We start from the raw sequence: 13,100 nt of genomic DNA on the forward strand, positions 1-13,100 counted from the left end.
TGACAACAGGTGAAATGACCACCAATGCACGAAGCAGGCGCGCAATTCCTGCTCGTTACGTGTTCTTCTTTCTTGTCTTCCTGATGTACGCCATCAGCTATGGCGACCGCGCGGCACTCTCCATTGCCCTGCCTACGATGGGCAAGGAGTTCTCGCTGACACCGGTGCAGATGGGCTGGGTCTCGTCGAGCTTCCTGTGGTCGTATTTCCTGCTCAACCTGCCTTCGACCATCGTGCTCGACATGGTTGGCGCGCGCGCTATTGGCAGCCTTGCCGTGGGCGTCTGGTCATTTGCCATGCTGCTTGGTGGCATGGCACAGAACATTACCCAGTTCCTAATGACGCGCGTGCTGCTTGGCGTAGGCGAGGCGCCAACCTTTGGTGTAGGGGCCACGGTTGTGCGCAACTGGGCGCAACCGCGCGAACGCGGCTCGGTCATGACCATGCTGCTGACCGGCATGCAGCTCGGTCTGGCGGGCGGCACGATTGCGGGGGCATACCTGATCACGTTCTTCGGGTGGCGGTGCGAGTTCATGGCGCTGGGCGGCATTGGCATTGCCTGGGCGCTGGTGTGGTGGCTGGTTTACCGTAACCCGCAGGAAAAGCCCGATGCAGCTCCACGCAGGCCCATTTCGGCCGGCGAGATCAGGAACCTGTTCCGCTCATCTTCCTTTCTGGGGATACTGGCGGTGCAATGCACCCAGAACTACCTGAACTTTCTGGTCATGTCATGGATGCCGCTGTACCTGATCCATGAACTGCACATCAACACCACCGGTACGGGCAACAGCACGGCACTGTGTTATCTGGTCGCGGCCATGGGCGCGGTCGTTATCGGGCGCATTCTGGAGCACCTAGTCTTTCGCAGGGGCATTCATCCGCCCAACCGGCGTTTTGTTGTTGCAACCTGCCTTCTGGGGGCAGCCACGATCGGGCTGCTGCCGTATTTTCATACCATGATGCCCATCCTGCTGGTGCTGTCTGGCGCGCTGGCCTGCCTGATGGCAGCCAATGGCGCCAATACCGCACTCCTGACGGATATGGTGGAAGACGGTGGCAAGATGGGCGCTGTAACGGGTGTTACCCTGACATGCAGCAATTCTCTGGGGCTGCTCTCACCCATCCTGACCGGATATATCGTGTCCTGGACAGGAAATTTTGACATGGCATGGTATATCTGCGCTGCAGCCCTGCTCATTGCGGGCGGGCTGTCACTTGCCATGGTGCGCAACCCGATCCGGATGGATGGATAAGCGGAAGGCGCTGCCGCTCATAGGATTGTTGTATGGGGTCAGACGGTTTTCACCGGTATCTAACCTGTGGCGAAACGATCTACGATCGCTATGAACATCTAATATGCTGTTGCATTGAGTAAAATTGGAGAACGTGTCTGATGCCCGGGTTTGCTGATCGACTGAATGGAATTGGGATTTCGGCCTCGGCCGCGATGACCGACAAGGCATCGGCACTGAAGGCTGAAGGGATGAAGATCATCAGCCTGTCATCAGGCGAGCCAGACTTTCCCACGCCCGGGCATGTTGTGGATGCCGCGATTGCCGCAGCCCGCGCGGGTGATACCAAATACCCGCCGCAGGATGGCAAACCCGCGTTAAAAAAAGCGGTCCAGGCCAAGTTCCAGCGTGAAAACCACCTTGATTACGCCCTGGACGAGATCCTGGTGGCCAATGGTGCCAAGCAGATCATCTATGATGCCATGATGGCGACGATCAACCCCGGTGACGAGGTGGTCCTGCCCACCCCGAGCTGGATCAGCTATGCTGATATCGCGCGCCTTGCCGGGGCTTCCATCGTTTCCGTGCCCTGCCCTGCCGAAGGCGGCTTTCGCCTCTCGGCTGCGGCACTGGAGGCCGCCATTACGCCCAAAACCAAATGGCTGGTGCTCAACTTCCCCGGCAATCCCACTGGCGCGTGCTGCCCGCGGGCGGATATGGAAGCCATTGCCGCCGTGCTCATGAAGCATCCGCAGGTCTGGATCATGACCGATGATATCTATGAACACCTGATCTATGACGGCTTCACCTTCTGCACGATCGCCGAGGTTGAGCCGCGCCTGAAGGATCGGGTACTGACAGTCAATGGCGTGTCCAAGGCCTATGCCATGACGGGCTGGCGCGTTGGCTATTGCGGTGGCCCGCGTGCGCTTATCGCTGTCATGAACAACATGCAGGGCCAGTCGACCAGCGGCATCAACACGCTGGCGCAGGCTGCAGCCGTGGCGGCGCTGAACGGCCCGCAGGACTTCCTCAAGGACCGCGCGGCTGAATACCAGACCCGGCGCGATCTGGTGGTTTCCCTGCTCAACGCCATTCCCGGCGTGCGGTGTCACACACCGCAGGGTGCGTTCTATGTTTATCCTGACATCAGTGACTGCATGGGCAGGACTTCGGCCGGTGGCCGCCTGATCGCAACCGATGCCGATTTTGTCATGGCCCTGCTTGAAGAACAGCAGGTTGCCTCCGTGCAGGGGGCAGCTTACGGCATGAGCCCGTTTTTCCGCATTTCCTACGCGACCGATACAGACACCCTGCGCGAAGGCTGCCGCCGGATCTCAGCTTTTGTGGATGGGCTGAAGTAAGAATATAAACGGCACACGGCATGTGAACGTGTAAGGTTTTCCGTACTGGCCCCCGATGCAATCGGGAAGCCAGTGCGAGACCCGTGCCGCCTCTGGCTGGGTTATGTCTTTTTAGTCTTGGCGGAATCCCATTTATCGGAACCCGCTCAACGACGACATGCGCCATAGCGTCGGCCGGAAGCCACGACTTCAGGTCGGGTGGCAGAAGATACGGCTGAGACCGTTCAAACGGGATGAAGTGGCTTATCATGTCCCCTTACATCCTCGCCGCGTCAGAGCGGCACCCCAACCCGACAGGCTGTTAAATCATAAAAATTCCATCGAGATGTAATGTCCCGATCGTATTGACTCTGAATTTAGCGCATAATCCACGAAATATGACCGTATTTAAATACGTGGTACGGGATAACTATCCTATTGACATATAAATTTACGTTTATAATGTTGTAAGTACATATTCACGTTTTTTATTGTTTATTTAATATCTGCCTGCCGGTCTGATCCATCGACCGGCAGGAACCCACCGGATGGCATGCCCCACTCCTGTTACAGGTAAGCCTGCAATGAAACGGCACTCACGTTGCGCAGTCCTGACCGGTCTCGGCATGCCGCCCCTCCCGGATGTCCGGGCCATTGTACAGGAGGCATGAAGCCGTGTCCGCAGACCTTCATTATACCGCACGGGATGCCATCGACGCAGCCACACACCTGCAGGCGCGTCTTGCCACACGGGCGGCGCACCATGACCGCACCGGGATTTTCGCACAGGAAAATATTGACGACCTGCGCCGGGCGGGACTGCTGTCGCTGCGCATTTCCACTCCCGAGCGCCCCACGCCGTTTACCCTTGGCGTGGTGCAGGACATCGTGGGCCGGATTGCGCAGGGGGATGCCTCCACCGCGCTGGTCATGGTTAATCATTACATGGTGCGGGCCGCGATCGCGCACCATGAATTCGGATCCGGTGATTTCGTACGCTGGATGGAAGAGGAACAGCATGACCGGCTGATCAATATCCTGCTGGCGGAACCCGACCTTGGCTCCGCATCGCGCGGCGGCCTGCCCGGCACGGTGGCAACCCGCACGACCACGGGATGGATGCTGGACGGACGCAAGGCCTATGTTACCGGCATTCCCGGCCTGTCGTGGCTGCTGGTGCGTGCCCGCACGGATGAAGACCCGGTACGGGTGGGCACGTTTATGGTCCCGACTATTGCGAAGGGCGTTCATATCATTGAAAACTGGGACCATATCGGCATGCGCGCCAGCAACAGCCATGAAGTTGTCTTTACGCAGGTCGTGCTTCCACCCGATGCGGCACTGGCCCTGTACACGCCCGATGCACCACCGGCAGGACGCAATACCCTCATGTTATGGAATACAGGGCTGCTGGGGGCCCTGTATAATGGCATCGTTACATCCGCGCTGGCCTGGTTTGGCGAATTCCTGAAAAACCGCGTGCCATCCAATCTGGGCGCACCGCTTTCGACCCTGCCCGCCATGCGCGATGCCGTAGGGGGCTTTGCCATTACGTTGCACATGAACGCCATGCTGCTGCGGCTTTATGCCACGGATGTCACGGCCGCCTGCCCGCTGCCTGAACTGAACGCGCATGCAGCGGTCATAAAGTCACGCGTGGTTGATGCGGCGGTCGATGTTACATCCGCCCTGTTGGGCCTTGCGGGCAATGCCGGGCTGTCCGCCCATAACCCGCTGGAACGCGCCCATCGCGACGCGCTGTGTGGCCGCATCCATGCGCCCCATGACGAATTGTTGCGTCGGATTGCAGGGCAGCAGGCGCTGTCATGAATCCCGACCATTACTGATCGCATCCAGACTGGACATATCATGACCCTTACGGAATTTGTCGGCACAGGCGAAACTGATGTCGCCCCGTTTCCCCTGCCTCCCGCGGGCGTGCCCGTCATCGCGAATGATGCGGAGGCATTGCGCATTGCCGCCGAAGTCGCCCGGCAGATTGCGCCGGGTGCTGCGCAGCGTGACCAAGATAACCGGTTTCCTGCGCGTGAACTGGACATTTTTTCCAATTCTGGACTGTGGGGCATCACCGTGCCACGTAACTATGGCGGGGCCGAAGTGTCCTACCGCACGTTGGGACACGTGATCCGGCTGATTGCAAAAGCAGATTCAGCGGTGGCGCAACTCAGTCAGAATCACTTTGCCACCATCGCCTGCCTTGCCTCCTGTGCCAGCCCCGAACAGGCGCGCGATCTGTTTGCACTGGTGCTGAAAGGATATAGGTTTGGCAATGCGTTTTCAGAACGCGGCATCAAGAATGTCGGGGCGCTGAAAACACGTCTCCAGATAACGGGCGACACCGTGACCCTGAACGGTGTCAAGCATTACTGCACGGGGGCGCTGTCGGCGCATCTGGTCCAGATCGTGGCACTTGATGAAGACGGGCACAGCCATCTTGCCATTGCCGAGCGTAATGCGCCCGGCCTGAATGTCATCAATGACTGGTCGGCATTCGGCCAGAAAGGAACTGCAAGCGGTACCGTGCAACTGACGGACGTGCAGGTGCCACGCAGCCGTGTCATTCCGGTCTGGAAAGCCTACAGGCCTGATGCGCCGTTTGCCGACAGCGCCATATCGCAGTTCATTCAGGCGGCGATTGACGCCGGTCTGGCCGATGCGGCTATCGATACGGCCATTGAACTGATCCATACGCGCGCACGCCCGTGGATCGATAGTGGACAGGACAGGGCATCGGACGATCCATATACAATCCAGACGATCGGAGCATTGAAAATACGCCTGAATGCGGGTCTTGCCCTGCTGGACAGGGCAGGTGACGCCATTGACCATGCCGTATCGACCCCGGGTGTGCAAAGTGTCGCCACCGCCCAGATCGAGACGGCGCAGGCCAAGGTCCTGACCACCGAAAGTGTCATCGAGGCGACAAACAGGTTGTTTGAACTGGTTGGTACATCCGCCACGGACCGGAAGCTGAACCTTGATTACCTGTGGCGTAACGCGCGCACGCATACGCTGCATGATCCGGTGCGATGGAAATATGCGATTGTGGGAAATTACTACCTGAACCAGACCTTTCCCCCGTTACATGCATGGAGTTGAGGCGCGGGGTGGCAGCGCCATAAATAACACCTTAAATTGTATAATTATCCCATCCAGACAGGTCGCATGTCCCGCCGGATATGCGGCCATTCGCCGTTAAGAGAAGTATATTCTTAATTTTCGGTGTAAGCATGGCAAGTGTCAATTACGACATGACCCTACATTGCTTTTCTTATTATCCATTTGATAACAAAAGATATTATTTTTGAATTTCAGAGATGTCCAGTCTGGATAGCTGTATGAGTCTGCCTACAATTCACTATTATATATGAGCATATTTTATTTTATTACATATATTACGTATTTTAACTGGTTTGTGGGCATAACACTGTATGAAAAGTCATTTTTGCCTGCTAACAGATTAGTGCATTCCTCGCGGCCATAATAGAAAATCACAATGATAAAAAGTGAATTATCACTTCCCCCAACTGTCCCGCCCCGCCTCCATCCTCTGCCTTACAGCGACCGAGGCCCTGTCGCAGAGGCTTCAAACAGACTGACCTTTGCGCTCGCCAGCAGTCTGTTCGGTGTTCTGGTTGCTTCCCATCACGCCATTGCGGCCGCATCCATCTCGTCAGACGACATCACTCCGCATCGTATTCCCCACCATAGCCCACCCCATCATGCCGCAGGTGGCCATGATGCCGTCGGCCATCATGATGAACATGCGGCCAGCAGCGGGCTGAATGCCAGCACGGTCGAACATATCGCCGTGCACCATCACAGTGCGGCAACACATCAGGCGGAGGTGTACCTAAAAACCATTCCCGGCGGCACCAGCGTCATTGATGCGGCCACCGTGCTGAAGGGACGTAACGCCACCAATGCGGATGCATTCAAGTATCAGGCCGGTGTCTTCGCCCAAGCCCCCTGCGGATCGGATGACCTGCGCATTTCCATTCGCGGTTCTGGCATCCAGACAGGCCTGAACGCAACGCGTTCGGGTATCATGTTCCTGTTTGATGATATTCCGCTTACGACGCCCATAGGCACGGTCAATGAACTTCAGGAACCACTGGGCATTCGCTATACGGAAATCCTGCGTGGCGGCAATGGGATGGATTTCGGTTCAACGCAATTAGGGGGTGCAATCAATTACGTCACCCAGACCGGATATAACTCTCAGCGTTACCAGGCACGTGTGGAAGCAGGCAGCTTCGGTTATGTAAAGGAACAATTGAGTTCAGGATCGGTTATTGGCAAGTCTGATTATTATATCAGTGTCACCAATTCTTATCGTGCAGGCTATCAGGACAATACAAAGAGCACGAATTTTGGTGTGAATTTTAATTATGGATACAAATTTAACGACAGGGTCGATACGCGCCTGTTTGTCCGGTACCGACAGACATCGGAAGGCAATCCTTTCTACCTGACGCGCGACCAGATCCGTGAGAACCCGAAACAGGTACAGACCGGTTATGCCGGATTGGGCACCCAGACCATTGAACCAGGCACCACTTTCGTCGCTGATCGCACAACCATCCATATAGATGATCAGTCAAAACTCGTGGCGGGGTTTGCCTATTTGAATGCCCCCATGAACCACGAACTAGGGAGCACGTCTTCATTGTACGACATTGACTATGCCACCGGTATGGTTGACTATACACGTCATGACAACCTGTTAGGTCATAACAGCGATACAGATATTGGGATTTATACGTCACATGACCTGACGGCAACCATTGACAACCGGGTGCGCGTGAAATCAGCCTATCCCGATTATGCCATTGGTACGCTTGTGACCCGATCACATCTTGGCGGCAGCGATACTGTTCTTCATGTACGCAACAATACAGAGATCTTTCATAATTTCTGGCTCACGGCTGCTGGAGCTTTAAGTTACACGCCACGTTCTGGATCGCAGACCTACCCCCAGACCAGTTCCTTCAGTCAGAATGCCCTGTATTTCGCGCCCCGAGCTGGATTTCGCTATGTCATTACTCCCAATGTTGAAATTTATGGCAATGTGACGCGCAGCGTACAATCACCGCAGGACTGGCAATATCTTTCCGGCGCGGTTTATACATCTGGTATAGCCAAAGGACTTACATCCGGTTGGGTCAATCTCAAGCCACAAACAGCAACAACATTTGAATTTGGTACTAATGGGCATTTCAAAGGTACCGAATGGAGTGTCAGCTACTATCATTCAGCCGTACATAACGAACTATTATCCGTCATGACCCCACTATCTGAACTTTATAACAACGCAACCTATGGTAATGCATCGGCCACTACGCATCAGGGGGTTGAGACATCTTTTCATTCAACATTGTACAAATGGCAAGGTAACATCATTTCACTTCGCCAGGCATACACATTTCAAAGTTTTCGTTTTAACCATGATTCAACATGGGGACATAACTACATTCCTGGCATTCCACGTCATTTTTATCAGGGAGAACTCCACCTTGATATGAAGAACGGTTTTTATACATCTTTCGATGTGGAAGTATCCTCTTCGGTTCTGGCATCATATGATAACCAGTATAAAGCTGCGCCTTATCACATCTACAACTTTGATATCGGTTATCTTTGGCCTAACAAACACAGGCAGGTGTTCCTGAGCTTACATAACTTGGCCAATAAACATTATGCTACCGGCGTGGTACCTGTTTATTCTACCGCCAACGGGCAGCAGCCGGCCGCCATGCTATCAGGAGATGGATTTGGCATTTTTGGTGGTGTGTCTATTGGATTTAATTGACAAATAATAAATTCAGGAAAGTTAATGACATGTTTTGATATTAGATGTTTGGTTCCGGGATTTTATGGTGCGGATTATGTGTAAACCGTGATGATTCTTTTTACTACGACTGGTAAATGAATTCATAGGAAGTGAAACAGTGCACGTGTCTTGGCTTCGTTGTTACAACTGGGCAGGTTGGCGATGTCACCCAGGCACAGGCTCTGCCTGCAGGTCAGGAAGAGGCGGCCGTTATGGCCGACAAAGCCTATGACAGCAATGCATTACGTGTTCCTGTCGCTCAGATGGGCGCAGAAGCTGTCATTCCCTGCAATCGCACCCGCAAGATTATCATCCCGTATGATACCAGAGTTTACAAACTGCGTAATCGTATCGAGCACTGCTTCAACCGCCTCAAGCACTTCAGACGCTTTGCTACCCGAGATGATCGACGCACCATCCATTTCCTTGGCTTTGTTCACCTCGCCGCAGCCATGATCTGGATGGCATGAATGTCGATCGGTCCTAATCCTGTGATGGCACGCTCTGTGCTGCATTTATCAGGGCACGAATAGCGGCCGGGTCTGTCTGGCCAGGCATGGGGCCAAATCCGAATTCTCCTCCCTCAGTCGCAGGAGAAGATGCAGGCCTCCGGCATGACGCATGGACTTCACGCACACCCGTGGCACGGATCAACGCGCCAACATTGCCTGCGTTCACACCGCTACCGGCAAGAATGGCGATACGTCCCGCCGCCTGTGCATGCAGCAAGGCCAGGCATTCCTGCCCCTGTGGTGCGGTGGGGCGTTGACCCGATGTAAGGATACGGGTGAATCCCGCCTTGATCGCGAATTCCAGTTCGGCCGCAGGGTCACGCACCAGATCAAAAACACGATGCAACGTTCGTTCCATTCCCGCGCAATGCCCGGACAGGTGCAACAGCAGATCATGATCCAGATTGCCATCAGGCCGGATCGCCCCAAGCACGACCCCCTTCAGGCCGCACTCACGGGCGGTGCGGATGTCATCGACCATGACGGCAGCTTCATCATCATCGAATATAAAGGACCCGGACCGCGGACGGATCATGGCCAGTGTCGCGACATCCCCGCGTGCCGCCTGACGCATCAGTCCGGCGCTTGGTGTCAGTCCCCCCACCTCAAGCGAGGCGCAGAGCTCGATCCGGTCTGCCCCGGCCGCATTGGCTGCGGCAATGCCCTGCGGGGTCTCCACACAGATTTCAACACGCGTCATGAAATATCTCCGGTCGCAAGCAGGCAACCCATCGTCCCGGTGCGACTTCGTTCAATGGGGGGACCACCGTGGCGCAGGACGCCATGGCGTGGGAACAGCGGGTACGGAACGCACAGCCATAGCGCAGGTTCGGTGCTGGCGCGGGCTGTTCGGTGGTTGTCGGCATAGCACCCGCCTCTGGTGATCCGAGACCCGGCGCCAGGGTCACAAGGGTGCGCGAATAGGGGTGAAAGGGCGTGGTACGGAAGGCCTGTATCGGGGCGATTTCCATGATGCGTCCCAGATACATGATCACGACGCGATCACACAGGAACATGACGGTTGGCAGGTCATGCGATATGAATGCCATCGCAAGGCCCAGCCGTCCGCGCAATTCACGCAACAGGTTAATGACCTTGGCCTGCACCGACACATCAAGGGCGGAAACAGGTTCATCTGCGACAATCAGGCGTGGCCTGACCGCCATGGCCCGGGCGATGCCGATGCGCTGCCGTTGACCACCGGAAAATTCATGTGCGAACCGCATCAGCGCATCCCTGCCCAGCCCAACGGACGCCAGCAGGTCAATGACTGTCTGCTGCCGGCTTTCACGTGTGCCGATCCTGTGGATTTCCAGCCCTTCTGCAACGATGTCACGCACCCGCAGGCGTGGGTTAAGGCTGGCGGCCGGGTCCTGGAAAATCATCTGCACCTGACGACGGTACCAGTCCAGATCCGTGCGGGATAATGAGTTGATATTACGTCCCTCGAAACTGATATGCCCTGCCGTAGGGGTTTGCAGGCGGAGCATGCAGCGACCAACCGTCGTTTTGCCAGAACCGGATTCACCAAGGATACCGACGATTTCGCCTGCATGGATATCAAACGACACTTTGTCTAATGCCTGAACATTTCGCAGGCTGCGGCCTAACAGGCCGCGCGATGCGCTAAATTCCACGCTCAGGTCACGAACCGACAGTAATGGCTGGTTGCTCATATGTCGGTGCCTCCTTCCATCTCCGGCCATGCGATGCAACGTGTGGCATGGCCACGGACCGCATTGACCATCTGCAGGTCGGGATGACCGGCACGACAGGCATCCCGCACCATGTCACAGCGCGTGGCAAAGGCGCAGCCTGCTGGTCGATGGGCCAGGTCGGGGGGATGCCCGCGGATTGTGGGGAGTTCAGGCAATGTCGCGCCTTCCCGTGCATCAAGATGACGCACCGGCAGGCAGTCCAGAAGCGCGCGGGCATATGGATGGCGCGGTGCCTCCATCACATCGGCCGCACGCCCATATTCGACCACCTGTCCCGCATACATTACCATGACCCGGTCCGCGAATGCCTCCACCAGTGACAGGTTGTGCGTGATGAACAGCACGGCCATACCGGTATCATGGCGCAATTGTTTCAGGATATCGAGAATCTGCGCCTGTGTTGTAACATCAAGTGCCGTGGTTGGTTCATCCGCGATCAGCAGTGCGGGACGACAGGCGATGGCAATGGCGATCATGACACGCTGGCGCATGCCCCCCGACATCTGGTGCGGGTAGCTGCGCACCCGTGCATGCGGGTTGGCGATACCAACTGCCGCCAGCAGGTCCGCCGCACGCGCCATGGCGGCATGGTTGTTTGCCTGTCCATGTAACACAAGGGCCTCGGCAATCTGTTCACCAACCGTCATCGCCGGATTGAGCGAGGTCATCGGTTCCTGAAAGATCATCCCGATCCCGCCGCCCCGGACTTTGCGCAATGCCTTTTCCGGCGCGGTGGCCAGATCCACGATATCCTGCCCGGCGGGTTGAAACAGCAATCGTCCCCCTGCGATGCGTCCGATACGCGGCAAAAGCCCCATCATCGACAGGCTGGTGACGCTTTTTCCCGAACCGGACTCCCCTACCAGAGCCACAATCTCGCCAGGGTTGATGTCGAATGTCACGTCATCCACGGCATGGACAGTGCCACGTCGGGTGTGAAAATGAATATGCAGCCCTTCGACCGAAAGGACAGGACGTGACACCGTCATATGTCATCCTCCCTTTCGGGCCGAGGAATAGACATGCGGTAGCCAGGCAAAGGACGTGTCGAACGGGAATGTCGGCCGGGCCTTGTGTGCCCGCACAAGGCGTGTGACATGCTGGTCCACGGCCCCGGGCGACAACGCCATCAGCGCCGGATTGGCAATCGGGGCAAGTTCCGGCGAAAGATAGCCGGATTTCACCACGACAATCCGTGCGCCATGCGGGTCAAGCCCCAGTGCCGTGAAATCGGCGATGTTATGATAGGGCCTGCGCCGTCCTGCCACGACCACCTGTATCCCGCCAACGGCGATGACCGCCTGGCATTCACGCTCGTTCGGATCATCAATTACGAAACGGACTTCGCCTGTCACTTCGACCGGGGTCGTCCCCGCAGTGTCCAGGGCGCCCCCAATCAGCAGCGTAACCTGTGCCCCCACCCCGGCGGCACGGGCAATGCGTGTGGCCCGTGGATCGGCAATTCCCGCGACAATGACGTCCTGCGCCCCGCATGCAATCAGCGCGCGCAGCACGTCGACACGGTCCCCCACGCCACCACCGGTGGGGTTATCACCTGAATCCGCCACAATAACCGGGCCACTGGTGACCTGAAACGCCTGCTCGAGGGTCTGTCCGATATTCCCGGTCCAGCAGCCGAACTGGAACTGCGTGCGCGCGTCCCAATATGCCGTCGCCATTTCTATGGCCGCGCTCTGCAATGCCGCGGCATCTGTTCCCGTCATGACCGAGGCAGCCGTTGCACGCGGTTCGTCCGCCCATACATATCCCACCATGAGGGAGGCATCCCAGATGCCTTCACGTCCGTCGATTTCAGGCAGGCGTGCATACAGGCTGCGGGCGGGTTCGTCCTCGGTACTGGTTTTTTCGCCGGGCAGCACAACTGGAACCGGTGCCCATACGACATGCGGTCGTACCCCCTGCGTCAGGCTGCGCACCAGCATCGTCACCGCCCTGCGCATCGTTTCCTGAACGTCGATATGCGGTGCGGTGCGATAGGTCGAAAACATGTCGATCGCGTCGATGATGCGCTGTGTCACATTGCCATGCAGGTCATAACTGACGGAAATTGGTACATCGTTACCTACCACGGCGCGGGTTGCGCAGATCCAGTCACCTTCGGCATCTTCCATACCCTGAACATACATCGCGCCATGCATGGACAAGTACACACCGTCCAGCGGCCCGGCCGCACGCAAGCGGTCAAGGAATTCGTCGCGCAGAGCCCGATAGGTCTCTGCCGTGACGGGGCCGCCGGGAATGGCGCGGGCATGCAGGGTTGGCACGAATTGCGCCGGATAATCGGCCAAAAATGCAAAATAAGGTGCCTGCAACAGCTCATCGCCACGCATCACCCGAAAATCCTCCATCCGGGTTGGAACCGGATTATAAGTGCTGCATTCGATATGAATGCCACCCACGGCAATACGCATACCCTTTTC

Annotated in this window: 10 protein-coding genes; 6 read left to right on the plus strand and 4 right to left on the minus strand. The window is 56.7% G+C overall.

What is annotated here, in order from left to right:
* Positions 1–14: 14 nt before the first annotated feature.
* The 6 genes from FYB92_RS09625 (at position 15) to FYB92_RS09650 (ending at position 8,899) form a co-directional block, all read left to right on the plus strand.
* Positions 15–1,253, plus strand: coding sequence for an MFS transporter (locus FYB92_RS09625; RefSeq protein ID WP_332829001.1), 1,239 nt, complete (start codon positions 15–17; stop codon positions 1,251–1,253).
* A gap of 140 nt (positions 1,254–1,393) precedes the next feature.
* Entirely contained in the window at positions 1,394–2,596 is a 1,203-nt protein-coding gene (locus tag FYB92_RS09630) for a pyridoxal phosphate-dependent aminotransferase (RefSeq protein WP_048858952.1), read from the plus strand.
* Positions 2,597–3,250: 654 nt separating this feature from the next.
* Positions 3,251–4,405, plus strand: a complete 1,155-nt coding sequence (locus FYB92_RS09635) for an acyl-CoA dehydrogenase family protein (RefSeq protein ID WP_332828547.1) — start codon at positions 3,251–3,253, stop codon at positions 4,403–4,405.
* Between the two features lie 39 nt (positions 4,406–4,444).
* Entirely contained in the window at positions 4,445–5,695 is a 1,251-nt protein-coding gene (locus FYB92_RS09640; RefSeq protein ID WP_332828548.1) for an SfnB family sulfur acquisition oxidoreductase, read from the plus strand.
* A gap of 397 nt (positions 5,696–6,092) precedes the next feature.
* A complete protein-coding gene (locus FYB92_RS09645; RefSeq protein ID WP_332828549.1) occupies positions 6,093–8,408 on the plus strand; it encodes a TonB-dependent receptor in 2,316 nt (771 codons plus the stop codon).
* Positions 8,409–8,539: 131 nt separating this feature from the next.
* Complete coding sequence (locus FYB92_RS09650; protein ID WP_332828550.1) at positions 8,540–8,899, plus strand: transposase; 360 nt, start codon at positions 8,540–8,542, stop codon at positions 8,897–8,899.
* A gap of 13 nt (positions 8,900–8,912) precedes the next feature.
* Here the strand turns inward: FYB92_RS09650 and FYB92_RS09655 are convergent, their stop codons facing one another.
* Genes FYB92_RS09655 through FYB92_RS09670 form a run of 4 tightly spaced genes read right to left on the minus strand, consistent with a single transcriptional unit; the run spans position 8,913 to position 13,091 of the window.
* Positions 8,913–9,641: a copper homeostasis protein CutC gene (locus tag FYB92_RS09655; protein ID WP_003619814.1), complete on the minus strand. Its 729-nt coding sequence runs from the start codon at positions 9,639–9,641 to the stop codon at positions 8,913–8,915.
* Positions 9,628–10,617 carry an oligopeptide/dipeptide ABC transporter ATP-binding protein gene (locus FYB92_RS09660; protein WP_332828551.1) on the minus strand — a complete coding sequence of 330 codons (990 nt, stop codon included), beginning with the start codon at positions 10,615–10,617 and terminating at the stop codon, positions 9,628–9,630. The genes FYB92_RS09655 and FYB92_RS09660 overlap by 14 nt, the downstream gene beginning before the upstream one ends.
* Positions 10,614–11,648, minus strand: coding sequence for an ABC transporter ATP-binding protein (locus tag FYB92_RS09665; protein ID WP_062808798.1), 1,035 nt, complete (start codon positions 11,646–11,648; stop codon positions 10,614–10,616). Before FYB92_RS09665 ends, FYB92_RS09660 begins: the two co-directional genes overlap by 4 nt.
* Positions 11,649–11,651: 3 nt before the next feature.
* Complete coding sequence (locus tag FYB92_RS09670) at positions 11,652–13,091, minus strand: M81 family metallopeptidase (RefSeq protein WP_281649847.1); 1,440 nt, start codon at positions 13,089–13,091, stop codon at positions 11,652–11,654.
* Positions 13,092–13,100: the final 9 nt, after the last annotated feature.

This window comes from Novacetimonas sp. GS1, assembly GCF_036686925.1.
Lineage (GTDB): Bacteria > Pseudomonadota > Alphaproteobacteria > Acetobacterales > Acetobacteraceae > Novacetimonas > Novacetimonas hansenii.

What these genes read in the sequence shown, in the direction of transcription:
- FYB92_RS09625 (WP_332829001.1), top strand. Translation starts at nt 15, where the DNA reads ATGACCACCAATGCACGAAGCAGGCGCGCAATTCCTGCTCGTTACGTG.
- FYB92_RS09660 (WP_332828551.1), bottom strand. Translation starts at nt 10,617, where the DNA reads ATGAGCAACCAGCCATTACTGTCGGTTCGTGACCTGAGCGTGGAATTT.
- FYB92_RS09630 (WP_048858952.1), top strand. Translation starts at nt 1,394, where the DNA reads ATGCCCGGGTTTGCTGATCGACTGAATGGAATTGGGATTTCGGCCTCG.
- FYB92_RS09665 (WP_062808798.1), bottom strand. Translation starts at nt 11,648, where the DNA reads ATGACGGTGTCACGTCCTGTCCTTTCGGTCGAAGGGCTGCATATTCAT.
- FYB92_RS09670 (WP_281649847.1), bottom strand. Translation starts at nt 13,091, where the DNA reads ATGCGTATTGCCGTGGGTGGCATTCATATCGAATGCAGCACTTATAAT.
- FYB92_RS09655 (WP_003619814.1), bottom strand. Translation starts at nt 9,641, where the DNA reads ATGACGCGTGTTGAAATCTGTGTGGAGACCCCGCAGGGCATTGCCGCA.
- FYB92_RS09645 (WP_332828549.1), top strand. Translation starts at nt 6,093, where the DNA reads ATGATAAAAAGTGAATTATCACTTCCCCCAACTGTCCCGCCCCGCCTC.
- FYB92_RS09640 (WP_332828548.1), top strand. Translation starts at nt 4,445, where the DNA reads ATGACCCTTACGGAATTTGTCGGCACAGGCGAAACTGATGTCGCCCCG.